The 21235-nt window shown below is 68.4% G+C and carries 26 protein-coding genes; all 26 read right to left on the reverse strand.

The window, feature by feature from the left end; translation table 11 throughout:
* Positions 1-2089, reverse strand: a 2089-nt coding sequence (locus VF643_RS09915; protein ID WP_331043224.1) for a hypothetical protein, incomplete at its 3' end; no start/stop codon positions are given.
* Entirely contained in the window at positions 2089-6066 is a 3978-nt protein-coding gene (locus tag VF643_RS09920) for a TIGR02594 family protein (RefSeq protein ID WP_331043225.1), read from the reverse strand. The genes VF643_RS09920 and VF643_RS09915, both read right to left, overlap by 1 nt.
* A gap of 13 nt (positions 6067-6079) precedes the next feature.
* The gene (locus tag VF643_RS09925) at positions 6080-6406 is read right to left on the reverse strand and encodes a DUF1799 domain-containing protein (RefSeq protein ID WP_331043226.1); all 327 of its coding nucleotides are present in this window, start codon (positions 6404-6406) and stop codon (positions 6080-6082) included.
* A gap of 23 nt (positions 6407-6429) precedes the next feature.
* On the reverse strand, positions 6430-6756 hold the full coding sequence (locus tag VF643_RS09930; protein WP_331043227.1) for a hypothetical protein: 327 nt from the start codon (positions 6754-6756) through the stop codon (positions 6430-6432).
* A 13-nt stretch (positions 6757-6769) separates the two neighbouring features.
* On the reverse strand, positions 6770-7711 hold the full coding sequence (locus tag VF643_RS09935; RefSeq protein WP_331043228.1) for a hypothetical protein: 942 nt from the start codon (positions 7709-7711) through the stop codon (positions 6770-6772).
* A gap of 1 nt (position 7712) precedes the next feature.
* Positions 7713-7883, reverse strand: coding sequence for a hypothetical protein (locus VF643_RS09940; RefSeq protein WP_331043229.1), 171 nt, complete (start codon positions 7881-7883; stop codon positions 7713-7715).
* A complete protein-coding gene (locus VF643_RS09945) occupies positions 7880-8314 on the reverse strand; it encodes a phage tail terminator protein (protein WP_331043230.1) in 435 nt (144 codons plus the stop codon). Before VF643_RS09945 ends, VF643_RS09940 begins: the two co-directional genes overlap by 4 nt.
* Positions 8314-8742, reverse strand: coding sequence for a DUF1320 domain-containing protein (locus VF643_RS09950; RefSeq protein ID WP_331043231.1), 429 nt, complete (start codon positions 8740-8742; stop codon positions 8314-8316). Before VF643_RS09950 ends, VF643_RS09945 begins: the two co-directional genes overlap by 1 nt.
* Positions 8742-9602, reverse strand: a complete 861-nt coding sequence (locus VF643_RS09955) for a hypothetical protein (RefSeq protein WP_331043232.1) — start codon at positions 9600-9602, stop codon at positions 8742-8744. Before VF643_RS09955 ends, VF643_RS09950 begins: the two co-directional genes overlap by 1 nt.
* Positions 9590-10483, reverse strand: coding sequence for a Mu-like prophage major head subunit gpT family protein (locus tag VF643_RS09960; RefSeq protein WP_331043233.1), 894 nt, complete (start codon positions 10481-10483; stop codon positions 9590-9592). The genes VF643_RS09955 and VF643_RS09960 overlap by 13 nt, the downstream gene beginning before the upstream one ends.
* Positions 10484-10498: 15 nt before the next feature.
* Positions 10499-10900 (reverse strand): hypothetical protein, encoded by a 402-nt coding sequence (locus VF643_RS09965; RefSeq protein WP_331043234.1) that lies wholly within the window; start codon positions 10898-10900, stop codon positions 10499-10501.
* The gene (locus VF643_RS09970) at positions 10900-11997 is read right to left on the reverse strand and encodes a phage protease (protein ID WP_331043235.1); all 1098 of its coding nucleotides are present in this window, start codon (positions 11995-11997) and stop codon (positions 10900-10902) included. The genes VF643_RS09965 and VF643_RS09970 overlap by 1 nt, the downstream gene beginning before the upstream one ends.
* Positions 11998-12052: 55 nt before the next feature.
* A complete protein-coding gene (locus tag VF643_RS09975; RefSeq protein ID WP_331043236.1) occupies positions 12053-12544 on the reverse strand; it encodes a phage virion morphogenesis protein in 492 nt (163 codons plus the stop codon).
* 85 nt (positions 12545-12629) lie between these two features.
* Positions 12630-13889, reverse strand: coding sequence for a phage minor head protein (locus tag VF643_RS09980; protein ID WP_331043237.1), 1260 nt, complete (start codon positions 13887-13889; stop codon positions 12630-12632).
* Positions 13879-15471, reverse strand: coding sequence for a DUF935 domain-containing protein (locus tag VF643_RS09985; RefSeq protein WP_331043238.1), 1593 nt, complete (start codon positions 15469-15471; stop codon positions 13879-13881). The genes VF643_RS09980 and VF643_RS09985 overlap by 11 nt, the downstream gene beginning before the upstream one ends.
* 123 nt (positions 15472-15594) lie before the next feature.
* Positions 15595-17304, reverse strand: a complete 1710-nt coding sequence (locus VF643_RS09990) for a hypothetical protein (RefSeq protein WP_331043239.1) — start codon at positions 17302-17304, stop codon at positions 15595-15597.
* A complete protein-coding gene (locus tag VF643_RS09995) occupies positions 17301-17876 on the reverse strand; it encodes a phage protein Gp27 family protein (protein ID WP_331043240.1) in 576 nt (191 codons plus the stop codon). The genes VF643_RS09990 and VF643_RS09995 overlap by 4 nt, the downstream gene beginning before the upstream one ends.
* On the reverse strand, positions 17873-18298 hold the full coding sequence (locus VF643_RS10000; RefSeq protein ID WP_331043241.1) for a hypothetical protein: 426 nt from the start codon (positions 18296-18298) through the stop codon (positions 17873-17875). The genes VF643_RS09995 and VF643_RS10000 overlap by 4 nt, the downstream gene beginning before the upstream one ends.
* On the reverse strand, positions 18295-18561 hold the full coding sequence (locus tag VF643_RS10005) for a hypothetical protein (RefSeq protein WP_331043242.1): 267 nt from the start codon (positions 18559-18561) through the stop codon (positions 18295-18297). The genes VF643_RS10000 and VF643_RS10005 overlap by 4 nt, the downstream gene beginning before the upstream one ends.
* Positions 18562-18564: 3 nt before the next feature.
* Positions 18565-18861 carry a hypothetical protein gene (locus tag VF643_RS10010; protein WP_331043243.1) on the reverse strand — a complete coding sequence of 99 codons (297 nt, stop codon included), beginning with the start codon at positions 18859-18861 and terminating at the stop codon, positions 18565-18567.
* Between the two features lie 16 nt (positions 18862-18877).
* Positions 18878-19198, reverse strand: coding sequence for a hypothetical protein (locus VF643_RS10015; protein WP_331043244.1), 321 nt, complete (start codon positions 19196-19198; stop codon positions 18878-18880).
* Positions 19195-19539 (reverse strand): hypothetical protein, encoded by a 345-nt coding sequence (locus tag VF643_RS10020; protein ID WP_331043245.1) that lies wholly within the window; start codon positions 19537-19539, stop codon positions 19195-19197. The genes VF643_RS10015 and VF643_RS10020 overlap by 4 nt, the downstream gene beginning before the upstream one ends.
* The gene (locus VF643_RS10025; protein ID WP_331043246.1) at positions 19536-19910 is read right to left on the reverse strand and encodes a hypothetical protein; all 375 of its coding nucleotides are present in this window, start codon (positions 19908-19910) and stop codon (positions 19536-19538) included. Before VF643_RS10025 ends, VF643_RS10020 begins: the two co-directional genes overlap by 4 nt.
* Before the next feature lie 16 nt (positions 19911-19926).
* Positions 19927-20229 (reverse strand): hypothetical protein, encoded by a 303-nt coding sequence (locus VF643_RS10030; protein WP_331043247.1) that lies wholly within the window; start codon positions 20227-20229, stop codon positions 19927-19929.
* On the reverse strand, positions 20226-20798 hold the full coding sequence (locus tag VF643_RS10035; RefSeq protein WP_331043248.1) for a glycoside hydrolase family 108 protein: 573 nt from the start codon (positions 20796-20798) through the stop codon (positions 20226-20228). Before VF643_RS10035 ends, VF643_RS10030 begins: the two co-directional genes overlap by 4 nt.
* An 82-nt stretch (positions 20799-20880) precedes the next feature.
* Complete coding sequence (locus VF643_RS10040; RefSeq protein WP_331043249.1) at positions 20881-21234, reverse strand: hypothetical protein; 354 nt, start codon at positions 21232-21234, stop codon at positions 20881-20883.
* Between the last annotated feature and the right edge of the window lies 1 nt (position 21235).

Below are 21235 nucleotides of genomic sequence, written 5' to 3' on the forward strand. Positions count from 1 at the left end.
CGAACTGGAAGTGGGCGTTGGTGTTATAGCTATAGACCCAGGTTTCCATCCGATACCGGCGGCCGACGACGCGCGGGATCGGCGCGCGGTGGCGAAATTGCAAACCGGTCAAATCCGGCGCCGTCGCGGCGATTATATACGGTGTTGGCCAGCCACTATCGGGGCCGACCACCGAATAGCCGAATGGAGATTCATAGCTGGCGCGTCCCACCGGATCGAGAACGGGCGGGAACTGGCTATCCAGCAGCGCCTGCGCCGCGTTCTTCGCGCTGGCCGACACGCGTGCGCTGGCCGCCGCTTCGTTCTTGGACCCGAGCGCGTTATTCTCGCTGACCGCCGCACTTTGCGAGAAGACCTCCGCCTGGCCGGCCCTCGTCGTGGCGATGTCCGCCTGCGCCGTCGAGATCACCGCATGCTGACCGGCCGCGTTCGCCTGCTGTGTCGCGATCGTCGCCTGGCCGCTTGCCGTCGTAGCAAAGCCTGCCGCATCGACCTTCGACTGTGCCGCCGCCTGCGCCAGCTGCTCGGCCAGCGCTACCGCGGCGTTGGACGCGTCGCGCGCCGCCTGCGACTGGTCGCGCGCGGTTTCGCTGTTCGCCTTTGCGGTGATCGCCACGTCGCGCGCCGCTTCGGCCGCTTGCAGGATCGCGGCGCCGGCCTCGCCCGCATCGAGATCCGCGATCTGCGCGATCACCAGATCTATGTCGACGATCGCCTGGTCGATCTGGCTCAGCACAGTCGCGGTCGGACGTCCGCCGATCGCAGCGGTATCGGCGGCCGTGTTTTCGCCGGTGACGTCGGCGTTGTCGGAGGGCTTCGTGCCCGTGGGATCGGCCACCTTGTCCCAGTCGGCTGTTTGGCCGGCCCCTGTGATTGCATCCTCAAGCGACGTGTCGCCGTCATAGACGACGTCGCGCGCCAGCACGATCGCCGCCAGATCGCCCCGCGCCATCGGCGCCCAATTGCGCCGATAGCCGAGCTTGCGCGTGGCGACCGGCTTGTACACCCGGCTGCGCGTCACCCCCTGGCTGCGGACGACGCGCGTCGCGGCGGTCCAGTCCCATGCCCGAAACGCGACCGCATCGTCGACGATCGGCCATGACAGCGACACGCCGCCGAGCAATTCGCTGATCTCGGCCGCCGCGGTGGCGCCGTCGCTGTCGACGCGCCAGCCGAACGGGGCGGGCCTTGCTGCCGCCGACGCGGCGATCGTGCCGGGCGCAAACCCCAGCGTCGATCGCGCGGCCACGATCCGCGCTGCGATCTCCGGCGCGGTTTCGACATAGCCGCCAGCGGTCTCGCCCCGGATGTCGGCGCGCAGGTCGCCCGCCGGCTGGGTCCACCACTTCACGCACGCGATCGAGGCGCAAAGCACCCCGCCGCCGTCGATCGCGGCAGCACCCTGGAGCGCGGCAAAGGTCGCCTCGGGCGAACTCTGCCAACCGAGCGTCGTGAGCGCCGCCGGCGCCGCCCCAACACCCATGTCGCGCACCGCAACGAAGGCGTCCCACGCCCGCCGGGGATCGCCGAAGCACCAGATGTTGTTCGCCCTGTCGATCTCCCGGCCGGGGACGTTGAAGCACCGGCCCCAGGCGCGCGTCTTGATCGCGCCTTCGAATTCTACCGGCCCCTCGATGCCGCCGGTGCCGGCATAGCGGTCGACCAGCAGCGGCCGCTTCAGGTCCGTCGTCTTGTCCGCCAGCACGATGCGCAGCGCCCCGCCGTCGCTCGCGGTCTCCAGTACCAGGCCGGTCGTCGCCACCGGCGGCATCGCCTCGCCCTCCGCACCGATACGCACGGTGACCGGCGCATCGGTCCAGAACAGCGACGCCAGTTCGGCGAGCGCGGCATTCGACGCGGGCGACCAGCGCACCTCCAGCGCCTGCGCCACGCCGCCCCCGCCGAGCTGCTCGCCGTCGAAGTCGAGCGACGCGACCGAATTCGGCAGGCTGGCTATCCCGGCGCGCCAATGCTCGCCGCCATAAAGGTAGGGCACCGACGCACCGCCGCCCGCGAGCCGCACGGTGACGGCGGCGCCGGTCGCGGGGTCGCGCGGCGTCGCCTCGATCAGGATCACCGACGCGGCCATCAGACCGCCGCTACCCGCGCGAGATTGAACGTGGCCGACCCGCCGCTGCCGCCCAGCCGCGCCATCAGCGCGTTGTTGGCTTCCAACGCCGCGATGATACGGGCGTTCTGGTCGCTCATCTCATCGAGCGTGGCGTTGGTCGTCGTCAGCGCCGGGTCGCTGACCGGCTTGGCCGCCTGCGCCGCGACGATCCGCGCATTTGTCGCCGCGACCGCGGCCCGCGCCTCGTCCAGCGTGGCGGTGCGGTCGGCGGCAAAGCCCGACGTCGTGCCATAGGCCTCTTTGGAGGCGGTCAGGCGCTTCTGATACAGGTCGGTCAGCGTATCGCCCGCGCCATCGACACCCGCGGCCAGGTCCGCCTTGGCCTTGTCGATCGCGGTGTTGAGCGCGGTGATCTTGTCGAGCGCCGAACCCTCGAACAGCGACCCTTGCGTCATCTCCTCGATCAGCTTCTGGAGCGATCCCACCTGGCTGGTCGCCAGTTGCTGCGCCAGCTTCACCCGGTCCTCGCCGTTGCGCTTCTCGATCGCGACGACATCGAACCCATAGGTCGTGGCGATGCGAACCCGGTCCTTGGCCTGCGCCTCGAAATCGCGGAAGGCCTTGTCGATCTGCGCGTTCACGCCGCCGATCAGCAACTCCAGCTCCTGGACCTTGACCGCCTCGGCCAGCGCCTTGTTGACGTCGGCCGACGATTGGATCGCCTTGGCGATGGCTGGGGACACGCCAGCCACCGCGCCATCCTTGATCGCGTTGATCAGCGCGGCCGCCGCAGCTTCTTCCGCGGTAGCATAGGCGGTGATGCCGTCGTTCGCCTTGCCGTATTTGGTCGATCCGCGGCCCGATTCATCGACCACGAACTTCTTGTCGCGCTGGCCGATCGACACTGCATAGCTGCCTAGCGAGCCGCCGAGCCGGTCGATGATCGACTCGATCGAATCGTTCACCGATCCGGCAAGCCCGCTCGCGGCCTTGGTCAGCGCGGCATTGTTACCGCCGGTTCCCGTGATCCCGGCCTGGCCGCCCACCGCGCCGATCGTCGCCGACCCCGACTTGCTGGAGGTGAACAGCTTGCCGACGACCCCGCCCAGCACGCCGCCCGCAATCGCGCCGAACGGCCCTGCAAAACTGCCCAGCGCTTTCGAGAGGAACTTGCCCGCGATCTCCCCGCCGATCGTACCGCCCAACCCACCCGCGAGACCGCTGCCGCCGACGATGCTCGCTGCCGTATAGCCATAGCCGGCATTCTGGAGCGCCTTGCCGCCGTTGCCCTTGCCGAACACGCCGTCCAGCCGATCGCCCACCGACTTGCCGACCGTCTTGCCGACCAGGTCCGCGGTCGCCTGCGCCGCCCCGTTGCTCGCCGCCGCCGCCGCCGGCGCCGCGGTGCCGCCGCCCTTGAGCAGCGCCGCGAGCGGCCCGGTGCCCAGCACCGCCGCCTCGATCGCTGCCGATGCGATCGTCTGCGCCAGCCGGTCGATGACCTTGCCCGCATTCTCGCCGCCCAGCACGATCGCGTCGAACGCGTCGAGCGCCATGTCGCGGAACTGCCGCTGCGCGTCGGCGGCGGCGCGCGTCGCCTCCTCCACCGCTCTATACGCACCGTCCTGCTGGTAGAGCGTCCGCAACTTGGCTTCCGCCGTCGCCCGCTCCGCGTCGTTCAGCCTGGCGAGTTCGTCCTGATGCTGCGCCATCGCGCGCTGAACCGGATCGAGCGCCTGGCGTGCCGCCAGTTCTCGGCCGAGCGACGCGATCACCCCGTCGATCGACTTCCTGGCGTCGTCGGCCGCCTTGGCTTCTGGGGTCAGGTTGATCTCGGCAACGCGCTTCTCGTTCGCCGCTTTCAACGCGGTGCGTGCAGCCGTCGCCTGCTCGGACGTAAGCCCGGACGTCGCGGTCTTGCCGTCATAGGATTTGGCGAGCGTGTCGATCCGCGCCAGCTCGTCCGCATACTCCTTCGCAGCGGCGGTCGCGGGCAGATACTTAGCGATCACCTGATCGAGATCGCGCCGCTGCTGCTCGGCCGCATCGGCGGCAGCCTTCTGCGCATCGCCCGCCGCCTTCTGCGCGTCCTTGTAGCTGTCGGCCGCGCTCGGCGCGCGCCGGAACCCCAGCACGTCGCTGCGCGCGACCGCCTGCGTCGCCACCTTGTCGCCGCTGTTGCCGCCCAGGACGAGGACGCGGCCCTTGGCATCGGTGCCCTGGTAGAAGCCGACATGGCCTTGGCCGCCGCTGCCGCGCTTCGACACCACGACATCGCCCTTGTTGGGGCTGTCGGTGGCCTGGCCGAACCCCAGGAACGAGCGCGCCGACAGGCTGCCCGTGCCCTTGACCCCGTTGGCGGCCAGCACGCTGTTCACGAACGCGGCGCACCACGCCACCATCGTCGGATCGACGTTGGCTCCCGCCTGTTTGAACAGGTCGCGCAGCTGCGCACGATCGCCGCCGCTCTTCTCGCTCAGTCCCCGATAGCGCTCGGCGGTGGCGAGGATCGACGCCGCCGATCCCGCCTCGATCTGATTGCCGAGCGCGGCGCCCTTCGGCACCGCGGCCGCGCGCCGCTGGCTCTCGTCATAGGCCTTCTTGTCGGCGATGCGCCGGCGCTCGATCGCGGCGACCGTATCGTCGATCGTGCGCGCCAGCTTGGTGTTGGACGCGGCGGCTTTTTCGGCCTGCTGGCGCTGGAGATCGTATTTGAGGTCGATTGCCTTGGCTGGATCCGCCGCGGCCTCTCCGTTCGATCTGCCGACCTCGATCAGCTTGTTACGACGCGTTTGCTGAAGGGTCGCAATTTCCTTGTTCTGGGCGGCGATCTGGGCCTTCAGATCGGCCAAGTAGGGAGCGTAGATTTCGGCTGCATCGACCGAGACGCCCGCGCCGGTTGCCGCCTGCTGCGCCGCTCCCGCTTCGACCGCGGCCTGCTCCAGCAACGCCTTCGTCTTCTCGCGGGTGCGTATCGCTTCGCCGATGTCGTCCTCGGCTTTGCGCAGGGCATCACGATGCGCCAGCTCGTTGCTCTTACGCGCCTTGTCCTGCTGCTCGTTATACGCCTCGATCGCCTCGCGCCCGGCGTCGGTGGCAAACTTCTGCTTGTCCAGCGCATCGACCAGCGAGAGGCTACTCGATGCCAGCTTGTCCGATTCCAGCGCTCCCTCGATCAGCCCGGCCGCGAACCCGCCGAGCAGGTTGATGCCGATGCCGATCGCCGCGCCCCACGGCCCGCCCAGGATCGCGGCGGCCGACCCCAGCGCGCCGCCCATGCCCGTCGCCTTGCCCGCGACGTCGACCACCGTGTCGCCCAGCCCGCCGAGATCGACCGCAGCCTTCTGGCCGCTGTCGCCTGCCGCCGTGATCCCCGATTTGGCAGTGACCGACGCCTGCGCCACCTCGCCCAGCGCCGTCGCGAACGATCCGCCGCGCTCGGCCATCGCTTCGAACACCGTCGCGCCGCCCGCGATCTGCGCGACCATCGCCTTGATCTCGCCTTGCAGCCCTTCGGCCGCCGCCGCATGCGCCCCGGCGCCGCCCGCGGCCGCCGCCTGCGCGGTCTCGATTGCGGCGAGCTGCTTTTCGACCGCGGCCGTGCTGGCCGCGACCTGATCGTTCGCCGCCACCAGGTTGCGGCTTTCGCCCGCAGCCTTTGCCAGCTCTTCACCATAACCCCGCTGCGCATCGGCCGCCGCGCGCGACGCGGTGGCGCCGCCCGTCTGCGCCGCCTTGGCAGCGTCGGTCGATCCGGTGAGATCGCGCGCCGATCCGGCGGTCTTGGCCTGCGCGTCGCCGAGCTGCGCCGCGGCGGTCGCTGCGGCTGCGGCCGAGTTCGCCGCATCCTGCTGCGCCTTGTCGAGCTGCGCGACCGGCGCGGCGGTGGCCTTGGCCGTGCCCGCGAGCTTGTCGACCGACGCATTCAGCGCCTCGACTTCCTTCCTGGCGACCGAGGCATCGCCGGTGATGATCAGCGATGTCTTGAGCGTCACGCCATCATTCCCTTCACCGGTTGCCGTTCAGCGCCGCCGAGGCGACGCGCTCCATCATGCGCAGGTTCGCCCATTGCTGGGCGGTCAGGACCGTGTCCGCGCAGTCCAGCCCCACCTTGGCCGACGCGTAATCCAGCCCCAGCCACAGCACCTGGCCGTTCGCCATCGCGGTCACCCGCCACTGGGTGCAGACCACCAGCCACGCATCGACGGTCGCCATGTTGTCCGGCCACACCGCGAATCCTTGCGGGGTCAGGCCGGCGAGTTGACCGGCGATGTCGTCCAGTCCGAGGTCGGCCGCATCCTCGGCCGCTTCGCTGAAATCCGAAGGGCCGCCCAATGCCCAGCACCGCGCGGCTTCCTTCAGTTTCCCAAGGCGCTCTGATAAATCCCGCTGAAATACGCTTTCACGAGCGCGCCGCGCGTGTACGCCTTGTCGATCAGCCACTCGCGCGCCGCTTCGCCGAACGGCACCAGCCCCGTCTCCGCATCGACGATATCGTCCCAGCCGATCAGCGTGCGGCGCAGGAAATCGGCGGTGCCCTCCTCGTTCGTCAGGTCGAACGCTTTCTGCTCGGCCGCGCCCAGCGCCACGAAGCGCGCGCGGAACGAGAACGGCTCGCCCTGGTCGCCCGGCAGGTTGCCGGTCGTCTCTTTTTCGAATTCGGGATTATCATCCATCACGAACATCGCGTCAGTCCTCTCAGGTAAGGGTGATCTTCCACTGATCGTTGCCGGCGGCCGGCAGCGGCACGAACCCGAGCGACCATTCGACCACGTTCTGGTTGTTCTCGATTCCGCCGGGCCGCTGCTGGACCGCCTGCGCGGTCTCGACGTTCACCCGCTTGCCCACAATCGTGCCGTGATCGAGCGCGACGGCGGTGCGCGTGTTCAGCAGGGCACGGTTGTAGGGGTTGTACGTGGCGTAAGGCACGGCCTCGACCGTCGTCCGCAGCGTCTCGTTGCGATCGACGATCACGATCCGCTCGGCGCCGATCAGCATCCGCGCCTGGACATCGCAGCCCAGGTTGAGTTCGTAAGAGCGCATGACGAACGGCACCCCGCCGATCGTCAGTCCGGGCGTGTTCGCCTTCGTCGCGATCTGCGGCAGCTGGAACCCGGTCAGGTCGACGGTCGGCCGCGCCGCGTCGGCGGGCAGGACGAACAGCCCGGTCAGGGTGACCCGGCATACCGGCACGCCGTTAGCATTCACGGTGATGACCGCGGTGCCGCGCGCGCCGAGCAGGATGTGACGCGACGGGCCGATCCCGAAATAGACGCTGACGCTCTCGTGATCGTCGCTGACCGGCACATATTCGACCGAGGTGCCCGCGGTGACGATCTGCGCGACGCCGCACGCGCGCAGCATCGCGCCCCAGGACGGCGCGGTGCCGGCGGTGCCCGATCCCACCAGTTCGAACGACCCGGTGAGGACCGCGCGAACCGCGGTGACGAAGGTCTCCTGCGCGCCGAGATAGGCCAGCTCCAGATTGCGGCTGACCTCTTCGCCCTCCATCGGCTGGAGCTGGACGTCGGTTAGCAACACCGCGTTCGCCGCCCCGGTCGGCACCGCGTCGGTCCCGTAGGTGGCACCTTCGGGCTTCACCAGGACGTACTTCGACTTCCATTTGATCGGATCGGCCATGTCAGTCCTCGCGCGTCAGGGAGCCGTCCGTCTGGCGGACGTAGCAGCCGCCCTCGGACGGCCATTGGTGGGCCGGGTCGAACGCCGGGGCGTCGTCGGACGTGGCTTCGGCCGCGTCGCCTGGACCTTCGGGCACCTCGGCGGGCCGCGTCTCGGCAGTCTGTTTCCTCATGGTCTCACGATCCTCAATTGGTCCTCGATCGAAAAATCGAGCTGGTAGGTGATGGTGCCCGCGGCGATGCTGAACAGTTCGCCGCGCGCGAGCGCGAAGACCCCGAACGCGTCGTCCGGCCCCCAGCCGGCGAGTGCCTGGATCACCGCCTCGATCAGCAGATCGAGATCGACGAGCGCCTTCTCGCCGGTCGCATCGCCCAGGTTGCGGACGAGCAGGACGACGCCGACCAGCCGGTCGAGCGACTGGCGGAACAGCCCGGTCACCGCGTCCGGCGTCCCGGCGCGAAGACCCAGCGGCAGCACGAAGGCGGCGGGCGCGACCTGGGCTGCACTGCCGCGCTCCGTCAGGTCCGCCAGCTTGGCCGCGCCGTGGACGCGTCCGGCCAGTGCCGGGATTGCCTCCAGCCGCTCGGTGACCGCCGCCCGCATCAGATGAACCCGCGAAGCGATTCGTTGGTGAACATCCGCTCGCGGTCGCTGGTCACCACGCCGCCCAGGTCCGACGTCGTTGGTTCGATCCCGGCGACGTCCAGCTTCTTCGTCCCCGCCGCCAGCTCGCGCAAATCCTTGAGCGCCTGGTCGTAATCCCGCTCGATCTTCTCGTCGGGCCGCACGACGTGCAGCTTGTAGATCGCGATCGACAGCGCGATGTCCGCCACCAGCGGCGGCACCGCCGCCAGCGGTAGCCGGTATCGGACGCCGAGCGACGCATCGACCACCGCATCGGTATCGGCCAGCGCCTGGTCGATCGTGGCGACGTCCACCACGCCAGTCGCCACTGCGCCGCGATCGGTGAGCTGCACCAGCATCGTCGAGCCGAACCGCCGCGCGAGCCGATCGAGCGAGGTATAGGTCATCAGCCGCCCGCGGCGATCGGCGCGAGTGCGTCGGCCTCGGCAACCTCGCTGACGCCGACCGCGAGCAGCGGATCGGCGCGCAGCACGGCGATGTCGTCCTCGGTCAGTTCGCCGGCCAGGAAACGCCGCGGCTGCGGCCCGAACGTCAGGCCGGCACGGCGCCGGCCCTGCGGCGGCCCGACGACTTCGATCACGGTCACCGTCGCCGGCGTCGCCTCCGCGGCCGGGGCCACGCGATCACCGGGCTGTTCGTCGGCCAGCAGCTGATCGCGCACGATCCAATAGGCCTCGGGATCGCGGCGCATGATGACGCCAAGATCGGCCAGTAGTTCGTCGAGCGACGGAAGATCGTCGAAGCGGTCGACGTCATCGCGGCGTTCGCCGACAATGGCACGCCGTCTGTCGAGCATTTCGCTCGACGCGCTGTCGAGCGCACGCGCGACGCCGTCCGCGGTCGCGCCCTCGATCGTCAGCGTCGGTTGCCCCGCCGCGGCCGGATGAGGACCATCGCCGGCGGGCGCAAGCTCCATGCCCGCCGCCACCCGCTCGGCCGCGGCATCCGCCTGTACGACGTCGAGCGCGCTCGGCTCGGCCGCCAGGATCGGCGAGGCGGTGACGATCGGCAGCGGCTCGCCGGGTTCGGCGATCAGCGTCGGCTCGGGCAGCACCGCGGTGTCCACCGCCGGCAGGTCTGCTGCCGGCACGGGCACCGGTGCGCCCGCAGCCGGTTCGCCAGGAACACGCTCGATCGCTGCGCGCTCGGCCGCGGCTTCAACCGCAGGTTCGATCGCAGCGACCGCCGGAACGGTCGCGGCGGCGGCGCGGCGACCGCGGCGGTTCGTCGGGGTCATGCCAGCCATGCCACGACCTCCACCTTCGCCGTGCCCTGGAACTCGTTGTCCTCGCCGCTCGGACCCTTCTCGTTCTTGATGATCTTGTTCGCCGATCGCTCCAAGCGTGGAGGCACGACCAGGGTGTCAGGCTTGAGGCCAAGGGGGCGGCCGTAGTCGCCCTTCATCTCCATGAGGGCGACCCGCGCCTTCTCGTAATTATCGGGTGTGAGCGGCTGCTTAGAACCCCAGGCAAACTGCCAAAATCCGTAGCCGACGTTAGCGCGAGCGTCAGCGCCATAGACGTACTCGTTCAGCCCGAAGACGTTGTCGTCGGTATCCTTGTCCTTGGCGACGAAGTTGAAATCCTTGCGCTTCTGCAAGATGATAGGCTTCAGCACGCGACTATTGTCGAGCAGGAACCATGCAGGCCCGGTCCCTCCATCCGTGTTGGCCACGGAAGTGACGACGCCATCCACATCGAGCACCGGGTGATCGGTGTCGAAGAAGTATTGGCCGTCGTAGCAGAGGAGCTGGAACCCGAGCTTGTACATGCCGAATACCAGCTCGTCCCACTTGGCGCCGGTCGATTCCCCCATCATCTCGAACAGCGGTGCGTAGGTGCCCAAATTGTCGGTTTCGATGTCGTCGCGATCGACCCCGACGGTCAGCTCCCACTTCTTCTCGCGAATGGAATAGTCGCTCTCGGAAATGTTCTGAACGACGCGCGCGCCCAGCCACTCGCGAACGCTCGGGATTTTCCCGAGCCAGCCGTAGCGCTGCTCCCTGGTGGTCGATGGAACGATCGTCGCGAACTTCTCGTATTGGGACGAAGCCCTGCCGAGTCCTTTCGAGAAGAGGGTGCTGAAGCCGACGCGCAAAGCGCCGAGGGCGGCGGAGGTGATGATCATGTCTCTGGATGCCCCTTAGAATTCGATCCAGACGCCCTGGGCGTCCACGTCGCGGATGATGCCAGCGACCGATCGCGCGCCGCTGCCGTTCGTCTTGGCGACCGTCTGGTCGTCGACGACATAGGCCGGGTCGCCGATCTCGGCGCGGGTGATGGCGTCGGTGCTGGCCGAGTTGGCGAACTGGAACGTGCCGCGCCGGACGCGCACGTTGCGCTCGCCGTTGGTCACCGCGCTGGCCGCATGTTCGGCGCGACCGACGGCGATCAAGCCGACGCCGGGCTGGCCCGGCATCGCCCACCCCGCGGCATCCAGGGCGACGATCGCCCCCGCGAAGATGGTCACGCCACCCTTCACCGGATGATGCTCGACGCCGTCGTATCGCGCCGGCGTATTGCGACCTGCGGTAAGCGCGACCATCAGAGCATCTCCTGCTTATCGGCGCCGAGCGCCTTGGCGTATTCGGCCCGGTCGAGGCCCATCAGCTGGATGACCTGGACGTCGGCCGCACCGAGACCGTCGGCGCCAGGCGCAGGCTCGCCGGTGATCGTCGCGCCCGACTTGATTGCGGGCATCGCGCCGATCATCGCCCTGGCCTCCTCGGGATCACGCATGTGCAGCGCGATGTAGCGGTCGCGCATCGGCTTCACGCCGACCCGGCCCGCGGCGATCGCCGCATCGACGAAGGTGGTCGCATCCTTGCGCGCACCATCGTCGATGACGGTGTTCAGCCTGGTCGTGACGCCCGCCAGCTCGGACTGGAGCGCGACGATCGTCGCATTCTCGTCGCCAGCGCCATCCTTCAGCCGCTGGACCCCAGCGAGGACCGCGCCGGCGTCCGCCGTGGCGGCGACGCCCGCCAGCGCAGCGATCGGCGCCAGCGCCGACTGGAGCGCGACGGCATCGGCCTTGGGCGCCATCGCCTTCTTCATCGCCGCGACGATCGCGTCGTCGGCAGCATCGGCGTCGAGGCCCAACGCCTCGATCAGCCACCCCTTGAAATCCATCGTATTCTCCACGCTATGCAGGGCGGTCAGCCCGGCGAGGTTCGGTGTGTTGGTGAGGCTGGCGCGGAGGATCGCAGTAATCGCCCCGCCCTTGTCGTGCCGAATGACCGGCGAGACGCCGCGATATTCGCGGTCTTCGATGATCCGGCGCCCGGCGCCGGTCCATTCGACACGACCCCAGATGCCATCAGATCGGCTTTGCAGTTCGGCGATCCAGCCCCGCGCCGGCGCCGCGCCGCCGTTGGGCGCCGCCAGATCAGTGGCGTGGTTCTCGTCGAGCGGCAGCTTGCCGCCCGCGATCGACGCCGCCATCAGCGCCGTCGCATCGCGCACCGTGTAGGGACCACGGCCGTCGATCGTCCGCACCGCACCCGCGGGCAGCAGATGCAACCATTCGGGCACGTCGCCGTCCGGCAACGCGATCGACGAGCAGAGGACGGGGGTGGAGCCTTTCACCAGCCCCATGTGCATGGGCCGGGGGCCGCGAAACATGCCCGCCGCGGCGGGCATCAGGCGATTATCAGAGGCTTCTCAGGCGTGGCTTAGCGAGCGAAAAAGGTCGCGGCTAGTCGCCCAGCGCCTCGCTCAGATGTTCGTCCACGATGTCGAGGATGTTGCGCTCGTCGTCGGCCGAGATGCCGAGCCACACACGGGCCGGAATGTCACCCCAGGGGACGGGGCTTCCCGTCCGCGTCTTGCCGAACGCGCCCTTCTTGGCGCCGTTCTGCATGACGCCGGAATATTCTTCCGCAGACCCGATCTCGGCCGCGTCGCGCGTCACCAGCTTGACTATTTCCTTGCCGAGCCTGCCGCTTGGGCCGATCAACGGCTTGGTTTTGTCGCCATCGCCGCGGGCGAGATAGGCTGCCAGAGTCGCGGGCCTCTTCGCGCGCCACTTCGTTCCGTCAGGCGCTGTCGACGACCGGAAGCGATTGCGGGTAGCCGTCACCATGTATTCGGCGACGCCCTTGTGGATCGGCGTCATATCGCCGAGCGTGGCGCGCGCACGGTCGAGTTGCTCGAACACGGACGCCGCGTTGAACTCCAGCTTGATCATGCTTATGCTCCGATCGTGAGGTGTGGGCACCGGTGCGCTGGGCGAAAGGCTCGGAGCCGTTGCGGACGTAGCTCGGGGACGCGCCTCACTTCTTTCCAGGCCGTATGAAGAACGTCTTTAGCGTGAGCGTGCGGCGCTTGCCGAATACGGCGAATACCGCCGCGTACAGATCGCCGTCGATCCGCTTGGTGAGTTCGATCAGCTGTTCGCCCAGATCGCTGTCGGGCAGTCTGCGAATCGACGATGGGGCTGCGATGATCTCGGGTAACCTGGCGTAGTCATCGGCCGTCACGCCGCGCTGGCCCTGCAACTGCTGCTGCCCATCGTCGCCGTGGCTCTTTTTGACGTGGCGCACCCCGGATGGCGCGATCGACCAGTCGAAGCGATCGAGCTTGAACTCCAGCAGATCGCCAAGTTCGATCGCCTCTTGCCCGGTCAACGGGCCGAGCGTCCGCCGTGGGTCGTTATCCGTCTCGACGCCATCCAGCACGCGTTTGGCGTAGCGCCGCGCGTCGTCGGCGACCGAGGGCAGCGTCCGGTAACTCCGGGCGAGCTGATCCCGAACATCGTCGGGCACAGAGTCCATGAAGGCTTTGGCCAGATCGTAATGCCAGCCGCTGCTCTTCCTGGTAACGGCATTGACGGTATCCACCACGCCGGCGCCCGGTGCATAACCCCAGCCCTTGCCGATGCCGGCCGGTTCACCGGTCGCAGGGTTGGGCTTGCCCCAACCCTCGGGCAGCTTCTTCGTCGGATCGCCGCCGAGCCGCTTCGCCTGCGCAAGGGTGTTCGCGCCGACGACGTAGCAGCTGCACCCCCAATCGGACGGCGGATAGAATTTCTCCCAGAACGGATGATCCGGCGGCAGGATGATGCCATTGAATACTTCCGCATGCTCGGGGCGGGGATCCTCGGACCCGCCGTGGAGATACACCCAGAACTTCCAATCGTCCGCCGTCAGTTGCGCGAACCGGCCGGCGGCATAAGCCACATAGGTGTTCGTCTTGTAGATCGTCCGCGTTCGCCACGCGCGCCCGGCCTTCGTCCCTTCGCCGGTCCAGCCGTGCCAGTCGTGCCGCTCGACCGCGGCGTCGAAATCCTTGCGGAATGCGTCTAGGCTCTTGCCCTCCGAAATCGCGCGATCGACCGAAGCCGCGAGGTCGGCGAGCAGGTCCGCCTTCTGCGCGCCCGCCACCATGAAGGCCGTGTCGTGCGCGGCGCCGGTCAGATCGTCCCAGCGCCTGGTCGGGACGAGCTTGCCCAATTTCTGGCGAAAGAACGCGACCTGCTCACGGAATGGCCGCCGGAGTACGCCGGATAGACCACTCGGCTGGTCAGCTGCCACCCATCTGCTCCCCCGAACCCGCGGCATCGCTGATCCCCGCGGCACCGGCCGCAGCGAACCCGTCGCCCAACGTCGCGACGATGCTCGCGGAATCGAGCTGAGGATAGGCCGCGCGCACCATCTCGCCCAGCTCGCTCAGGCTCCCCGCCGCCGCCATCATCGCCTTGAGATCGCCCAGCCACCCGTCGATCGACGGCAGGCTTTCCGCCACCATCCGCTCGGTGATCTGCTCGGCCGGGGATGGCGTGCGCTGCTGCGACTGGAGCGAAACCGCCCCGATCGGCGCGGTCAGGGTGGTGGGGGCAGGCGCGTGCAGCAGCTCGGCGCCGTCGTCCGGATCGGCCAGGCCGAACTTGTCGCGAATTTCCGATTGCTGGACGCGCAGGCCGAGCGGGACCAATTTGGCGAGCGCTTCGGAAAGGCGCTGGAGATCTTCGGTCTTCGGCCGCTCGATCTTGATCCGCGGGTATTTGCGCTGCGGCCCACGCTCCAGATCGACCCAGGGCCGCACGAGATCGCGGTTGAGCGTCGCGGCCAGTCCCTTGCAATCCGCGACCTCGATGTCTTCGCGGACGTCGTTATGGACCTTGTTGCCGCCGTCGCCGAGACCACCCTGTTTGCTGTCGGTCGTGCCGGTCTGGCCGACGACCAGTTTCGAAATCTGCCGGTCGAGCCAGTCGGCGCGCTTCTCATACAGATCGGACGCGGCGCCGAGGTTAGGCGCCTGGATGAACTCGATCTCCATTCCTTTAGGCACCAGCGCGGCGCAATCGCCGGCGATGTTGGCGACCGCGCGCCAGAGCGTCGCCTTGTCGGTCGCGCTCGCGGTACTTTCGAACCGGCCGATGCGGATCGGCTGGCCATAGGTCTGCGCGAACACCGCCCAGTCGCGCTGGGTGAACGCCTTGAACATCCACGCCCACGCCGCGACCCGTGCGATCCCCGATCGGACGGGCAAGCCAGATTTCGCCTTGACCGTGTGGCTGATGAATTTAAACGGCGCCAGCGGCGTGTCCACGAGGCCACCACCGGCGATACCGTCCTCGCCACCGCGCAGCAGCGGCGTGCGCCCGTCGACTGGATCGAAGCGGAAGAACCGGGGATCGCGCCACTCCAGCCGCGCCGGGCGATACTGGCCTTCGCTGAAGTCCCAGATGATCTCGGTGTAGCTGACGCCCTTGCCGGTCGCGTCCAGGATGTCGAACGTCTCGTCCGCCAGCTCGTCGCGGTCGAGCCATTCGCGCACCATGTCCGCCAGGTCGACGTCCTGCGCATCGTCCGACGCCGCGACGACGGTCACGTCGATCTGGCTGACCGATCGCTTGCGCGTGCCGAGAACTCCCAGATAATGCGGGTCGCGTTCCTCGATCTGCTCGGCCAGCTCGAAATAGGCCAGCGGATCGCCCTGGTCCGCGGCGCGCAGGATGTTGGCCAGGCGCACCGGGTTCATCCCGTCCGCGGGATAGCCGCTGATCGGCGAACGCACGCCCGCCAGCGTCGGCCCGGCGATGTCCTGGGTCAGCACGTCGCGCCGGAGCGGCTGGCCGCGGTGGTCGACAAGTTCCGGACGTGTGCCGGTCATCGGATCATCCTTCGAATGGGCGGTTAGAGGCCGCTAAGAGGCCGTAAGAAGCGGGGTCGCATGGTTCGGGCAATGATGAGGCGGCTGGCGGGGCCACGCGGCGTTCTGGGCCGTTCTGCGGCGTCACCGGATTTGCGCGCCGAGTGGTGCCCGCCACCAGCCCCGCGCGCCCTCGTCGTCGGGACCGCCCCAGTCGTCCGCATCCTCGGTCATCATGGATCGGCCGACCCGCACCGGCTCATAGCCGTATTCGGCCGCGCCCTGGCGTGAGGCGAACCAGGCGAGCAGACCGGCGATGGCCGTATCGCCGTGGCGGGTCAGTCCGTCCTCACCCTTGTAGCGCATGTCGTCGGGCACCCGGATGACCCCGCCGACATAGCTGAGCGCCTGGTGATCGCGCATGACGTCCTCGTCGCCCGCCAGCGTCACCGTCCGATCGCCGATCGCCTCGACATACGGCCCGCCGTTGACCCGATACCATTCCTGGCTGAGCTTGATCTCGCTGATCCGCGCGCCGTAGCGCTGGTTGGAGACCTCGGCGATGTACGCGCCGTTGCCGCCGGCGTCGAAGGCGCCGTGCCCGTAGCGCGGCAGCCGGTCCTGGACGAAAAACAGCACGTCGCGCTGCATTTCGAAGGGGACGTTGTGCATCTCCAGCACGAAGCGCCCGCGCCGTGCCAGGTCGCGCCCGAGTTCGGTGACGACGGTGCTGGCCGCGTCGCCGGTGCGCGCGAAGTCGGAGCCGAGATCGTGGCGGCGATCGGCGTCGAGCGTGGCGAGTACCGGCGCCAACTTCTCGCGACAGAATTCGCGGACGACCGCGTCGCGCACCGCAGGCTCGGCCGACTTCGTGCTATCGGGTAGAAACCAGCGGACGACCGGGATTGCCCTATCCGCCACCGCCTCGATCGCGACGCGGGTCAGCGCCGAGCCTTCCGCATCCGCCGGGATCGCGTCCAGTTCCTGGTGCATCTGCGCGGTGCGGACGCCATAGGCCGACCTGATCTGCGCTTCCCACGCCGCCTCGGCTTCGGGCGACCATTCCTTCCCGCGCAACAGGCACACGCGCTTGTACAGGCCGTTGGCCACCGACTTGGCGAACGGCACGAAGTGGAGGCTGAAGGGAACCTTGCCGGCCTTGGCTTCGCGGATCAGCTCGTTGAATGGATTGAGGACGCCGTTGTGGGTAGAGATGATCCTTATCTTGCCACCCCAGATCAACAGAGCGTTCACCGCATCGAGCACGGCCCGAACGTCTTTGTGAAACGCCGCTTCGTCGATCACGACGATGCCCTGAAGACCGCGAATATTCTCGGGCCGCGACGACAGCGCCTCGATCCTGAACCCGGACGCGAACCGTACCCGGTACGCCGAGATCATCCGAGAAGTGCCGTCCTCCAGCTCATCTTCGAACAGAAATTCTTCGACATGGACCAATTCCTTCGCGACGATGCGCGCGAAGTGGGCGACGTAGCCGATGAACTCCCGGCCTTTGTCCTTGGTGTCGCCGATGTAGAACACGTTGTCGCCGCCGGCCGAACGCGACGATGCAGCGGCGATGGTGTCGTCCAGCGCTTCGGCATAGGTCAGGCCGCAGCGGCGCCCCTTTTCGCCCAGCTTGAGGTCGGACTTGTCCTCGATCCACTCAAGCTGGTGGGCCATGAGGATGCCCTCGGCGAGCGGATCGTGGTCGTCCGGCAACTCGGCGCCGCGCGGCATCTCCACCGGTAGGCTGTCCGCATTGCGTGACAGGACGGGTGCCGGCGCAGCGCATGCAGCCGCGGCAATCGCCATTCCGGACACCGCACCGACGACCTTGTTGCCGAGCGTCACGTCCTCACGCCCAACACCTGGCGCCGCAGGTCCGCAGCGCGCTCGACGCTGAGACCGGCTTCACGCGCCGCATCGCCAGCACGATCGGCCGCTTGCTCGACCTTGACCTTGACCTGGTCCTCCAGCTTGCGGCGATGGTCGGCCGACGTCTTCTGCGCCGATACCGCCGAGCCGAGCGCACGGCTCAGCTCCATGATCGACTTGGGGTCGGGCGGTCCGCTTTCGAGCGCTTCATAGATCGCGACCTTCAGCATCTCGGCGACCGCGACCGTCACCTGGTCGGCACCGTCGGTGCCGAGACCGCTGACGACGTCGCTGGTGATCGCGCGCACTTCGTCGAGCCGCCGGAACTGGATCGCCTTGCGCACCGACCAGCGGCTGAAAGCCGACTTGCTGACGCCGGCGATCCCGCGATCGGCGAGCCGCGAATTGAACGCGTCCACGATGGCGTTCTGCGGCATCGCGCGCTCGCGCAGCTGCTCCAGCGCCCAGATGATGTCGGGTTCGGCATCGTCGGGCAGCAGGTCGATCGACGACAGCCGTCCGCGGCCCTCGCGGCGGTCATCCGTCAAGACGGCACCTCGTGTTCCACGGCCGGCCGACCACCACTTTCCGTCCGCGAGTCGAGTTGGATGCACAAGGCTGCCCCGGCCCGTTCGAAGCGCGCCATGATCGGATGAACATCAATTTCCTCGCACGAGGATGCTAGGAAGTCAGCCAGCACGCGCACATCCTGGACGGTTGCGCCGAGGCAACGCTGGTGGTCGGGCGTTCCTAGTTCGGCATGAGCGTCGGCCAGTGATGCGACGCGCTGGACGAAGCCGATCTCGGCCAGAGACCTGACCCGATCATCGAACCCGTCAAACCAATTGAGGATGAGAGCAAGATCGCTGCGACTGACGCCGACCACTTGCGCGTCGGTCTCGTCCATGCACATCGCCAGCCGCCGGCGCGGCCCGCCTGGATCAGGCCAGGTCGATGCATAGCCGCTCATGCGGGCACCCTTCCGGATACGCGCATCCGGATCGACTGGCTGAGCGAATACGAACCGTCGATCGAGAGATGCATCGCGCAGGTCCAGCCTTCCGCATAACGTGCATGGATACGGCGCGGTCGCCCGTCCGCGTCGAACGAGGCGCGGACGGACGTCGGGTCGCTGTCGCTGCCGATGAAGCCAGCTTGCCGCAGCATCGGGCCGATCAGCGCCGGATCGGGCTGGGTGGACCGCCAGCCCCGACGCGCGTGCGAGCGGGCCATGCATCAATCCTCGTCGGCGGGGCGCGACACGCCCTCGATGACGCCGCGCCGCTCGACATGATCGCGGCCCGCCTTGCGCAGCGTGGCGATCATGACCGTGTCAACCATCTCGACCTTGACCGCCTCCAGCTCGGCCAGCGCCCGCATCTGGGTCCGCAGCCAGTCGCGCGACCGGCGCACGCCATAAGCGTCGATCACGCGCGCCAGCACGACGTCGCTGGCGCGGCCGTCCACCTGGTTTGCGAGCCAGCGCAGGATCATCAGCCGCGCATCCGCGGCGACGCGATCGTCGATGCTCATGATCTCTCCCACCTCCTCAACGGCCCGGCGATGGGCGCTGGACGCCGTCCACGACCGCCCGCCCCAGCGCGACGTCCGCGCCGCGTTCGCGCAGCGTCACCACGACCAGGCTGTCGGCCGGTCGCATCAGCCGCACGAGTCCCTGCTCCTCCAGCCAGCCGAGCTGCCCGCGCAGCTGGTCGCGTGTCACCGGCAGGCCGAGTTGTTCCATGAGCATCGCCAGGATGCTGTCGTTCGTACTGTGCTGCACCGCCTCGGTCAGCGCGCGCAGGATCGCAAGGCGCGCGTGACCCATCGTATAGTCGTAGAAGTTGGCCCCGGCCCCGATTGCGGTCACTGATCGGCCCTCCGCTTGAACGAGTCCTCGATAAAGAACAGCTGGAGTCGATCGACCGCGGACCATGTACGCTCGGTCAAGCCGCGGTCGCCCGCCAGTTCCAGCCGTAGCGCTTCCACGCCGCGCGCCGTGTCCGCCGAACTGCCGACCAGCGAGACGAGCGACCGGTCGAAGCCGTCCATCTTCTCGCCCTGCTCGGCTACCTTCAACTCTACGGCCGACAGCCGGCGCGCGAGCTTGCCGGTGCCGACCGGATTGACCTGACCAAGCCGGTGGGCGGCGTAGAGCACGACCGCGACGATGATCACGGTGATGAGGATGTCTGAATAGGAGAGCGTCATGGTGCGTCCTTGCGCGCGTCGAGGCGGTCGGAGAGATCGTCGAGCGCGGCGCTGCCGACCTTGCGCGCCGCGGACGCGGCCTGCGCCCCCCAGGTCTGGAATACGGTGATGCCTGCGAAGCCTATGCCGATCGCCCAGCCCAGCACGACCAGCGGTCGCTGCCCGGTCGCGATGGTCAGCGCGACCGCCAGCAGGACACCCGCGATCACCACCGCCGACTGGCGGCGCCAGCCCAGCGGCTGCGCCGGGATCGGCGCCATCAAATGGCCGAGCAGCACGCCGCCGATACCGAAAATCGCCGACAGCACTTTGACCTGGACGCCGAAGAGAATGAGCGTTTCGGGGCCGGGGATGGTGATGGTGCCGGTCATGCGGCTCACCGCCTGCTCACGGGCGGTCGATGGCATCATCGACACCGCCGATCGCCGCCTCGGCCCGCGCGAGCGCCGCGCGTTGCTCCGCGATCGTCGTGGCAACGCGCGCGGCGAGCAGCGCGCGATCGGCGACGCGACCCGCCAGACGGACACGCGCCGCACGATGCTCGGGCAGGTACGGCAGCAGCAGATCGGCGAAGGCCTTGACCTGGTCGTAGCGCGCCTGGACGCGATCGAGCTGCGCGGTCGAGGGCGCGCGCATCGTGGCGCAGGCGGCCAGGCTCAGCGCCCCGGCGAGGATCGGCAGCGTCCTCACCGGAAGATCGCCTTGGCCATCTCGACCATCCGGCTGAACCAGCCATAGGTAAACGCCTCGTTGGCGGGGCGCAGTTCGCAGATTTCGATGTACCGCGCGCCGCGCAGCGAGCGGATCGCCTCCAGCAACCGTTCGCCGCCCTCGTCGCCGCGCCGCTTGCGGAACCCGTCCAGCGCGTCGAGCGTCGCCAGCCCGATGTCGCCGTCGAGCACGACGTCGCGGTAGTGCGCGCCTTCCGAATTGAGCGCGTTCAGCGCGCGCTGGAGAAACTCGGCGGCGACGCCGACGCCCATGTTGACGCCGGTGTCGAACATCTCGGCCGCGACCGCCGGGTAGCGTTGCGCCACCATCCCCAGCCGCGGCCGATCCCAATACAGCAGCTTGTAGATCGCAAACGCCAGATCGCGCGGGAACACGCGCATGTCGCCGCGATAGCCGTTGGCGCGCGCGACCTTTTCGGTGACGCCCCAGCGCGTCGGCCCGCCCTTATCCGCCGGATGATCGGAATAGCCGCCTTCGCGGCCGATGACGCCGTCGATCAGCGCGGTGATGGTGGGTGGGATCGCCATGATCTGGCGACATTGCGGGCACTACGATCCCGGAAACATGCCCGCCCAGGCGGGCAAGAAAGCCGGGCGAGGCCGGATACCGTCAGCCGAAGAGCGTGGGCTGGCTGTCCGCCTGGTTCTGGCGCGTTCGCTTGAACAGCTTCTCGACGCCCGACTCGGTCAGCCCCAGCGCGCGCGCGATCTGCGCATTGCTCTTGCCCGTCGCCCGATAGTGTCGCGCCCGCTGCTCGCGCGCAAGCGGCACGCGGATGACGTCGGGCGCCAGGCGCTCGGAAAGCCGCATCGCCGCCTCCACCCCGATCGCCTTGGCGATGTCGTGCGCCGACGACATCTTGACGGGCACGAACAGCCGGGTGCCGCCGAACGCCTCGGCGAGGCGCACGAGCGCATCCTCGCCGATCAGCGTCTCCAGCTCAGGCCCCGGCCGACTTGTCATT

This window comes from Sphingomonas sp. (genome assembly GCF_036387595.1).
Classification (GTDB): domain Bacteria; phylum Pseudomonadota; class Alphaproteobacteria; order Sphingomonadales; family Sphingomonadaceae; genus Sphingomonas.

What these genes read in the sequence shown, in the direction of transcription:
- VF643_RS09930 (WP_331043227.1), bottom strand. Translation starts at nt 6,756, where the DNA reads ATGTTCGTGATGGATGATAATCCCGAATTCGAAAAAGAGACGACCGGC.
- VF643_RS09935 (WP_331043228.1), bottom strand. Translation starts at nt 7,711, where the DNA reads ATGGCCGATCCGATCAAATGGAAGTCGAAGTACGTCCTGGTGAAGCCC.
- VF643_RS09940 (WP_331043229.1), bottom strand. Translation starts at nt 7,883, where the DNA reads ATGAGGAAACAGACTGCCGAGACGCGGCCCGCCGAGGTGCCCGAAGGT.
- VF643_RS09945 (WP_331043230.1), bottom strand. Translation starts at nt 8,314, where the DNA reads ATGCGGGCGGCGGTCACCGAGCGGCTGGAGGCAATCCCGGCACTGGCC.
- VF643_RS09950 (WP_331043231.1), bottom strand. Translation starts at nt 8,742, where the DNA reads ATGACCTATACCTCGCTCGATCGGCTCGCGCGGCGGTTCGGCTCGACG.
- VF643_RS09955 (WP_331043232.1), bottom strand. Translation starts at nt 9,602, where the DNA reads ATGGCTGGCATGACCCCGACGAACCGCCGCGGTCGCCGCGCCGCCGCC.
- VF643_RS09960 (WP_331043233.1), bottom strand. Translation starts at nt 10,483, where the DNA reads ATGATCATCACCTCCGCCGCCCTCGGCGCTTTGCGCGTCGGCTTCAGC.
- VF643_RS09965 (WP_331043234.1), bottom strand. Translation starts at nt 10,900, where the DNA reads ATGGTCGCGCTTACCGCAGGTCGCAATACGCCGGCGCGATACGACGGC.
- VF643_RS09970 (WP_331043235.1), bottom strand. Translation starts at nt 11,997, where the DNA reads ATGCCCGCCGCGGCGGGCATGTTTCGCGGCCCCCGGCCCATGCACATG.
- VF643_RS09975 (WP_331043236.1), bottom strand. Translation starts at nt 12,544, where the DNA reads ATGATCAAGCTGGAGTTCAACGCGGCGTCCGTGTTCGAGCAACTCGAC.
- VF643_RS09985 (WP_331043238.1), bottom strand. Translation starts at nt 15,471, where the DNA reads ATGACCGGCACACGTCCGGAACTTGTCGACCACCGCGGCCAGCCGCTC.
- VF643_RS10000 (WP_331043241.1), bottom strand. Translation starts at nt 18,298, where the DNA reads ATGAGCGGCTATGCATCGACCTGGCCTGATCCAGGCGGGCCGCGCCGG.
- VF643_RS10005 (WP_331043242.1), bottom strand. Translation starts at nt 18,561, where the DNA reads ATGGCCCGCTCGCACGCGCGTCGGGGCTGGCGGTCCACCCAGCCCGAT.
- VF643_RS10010 (WP_331043243.1), bottom strand. Translation starts at nt 18,861, where the DNA reads ATGAGCATCGACGATCGCGTCGCCGCGGATGCGCGGCTGATGATCCTG.
- VF643_RS10020 (WP_331043245.1), bottom strand. Translation starts at nt 19,539, where the DNA reads ATGACGCTCTCCTATTCAGACATCCTCATCACCGTGATCATCGTCGCG.
- VF643_RS10025 (WP_331043246.1), bottom strand. Translation starts at nt 19,910, where the DNA reads ATGACCGGCACCATCACCATCCCCGGCCCCGAAACGCTCATTCTCTTC.
- VF643_RS10035 (WP_331043248.1), bottom strand. Translation starts at nt 20,798, where the DNA reads ATGGCGATCCCACCCACCATCACCGCGCTGATCGACGGCGTCATCGGC.
- VF643_RS10040 (WP_331043249.1), bottom strand. Translation starts at nt 21,234, where the DNA reads ATGACAAGTCGGCCGGGGCCTGAGCTGGAGACGCTGATCGGCGAGGAT.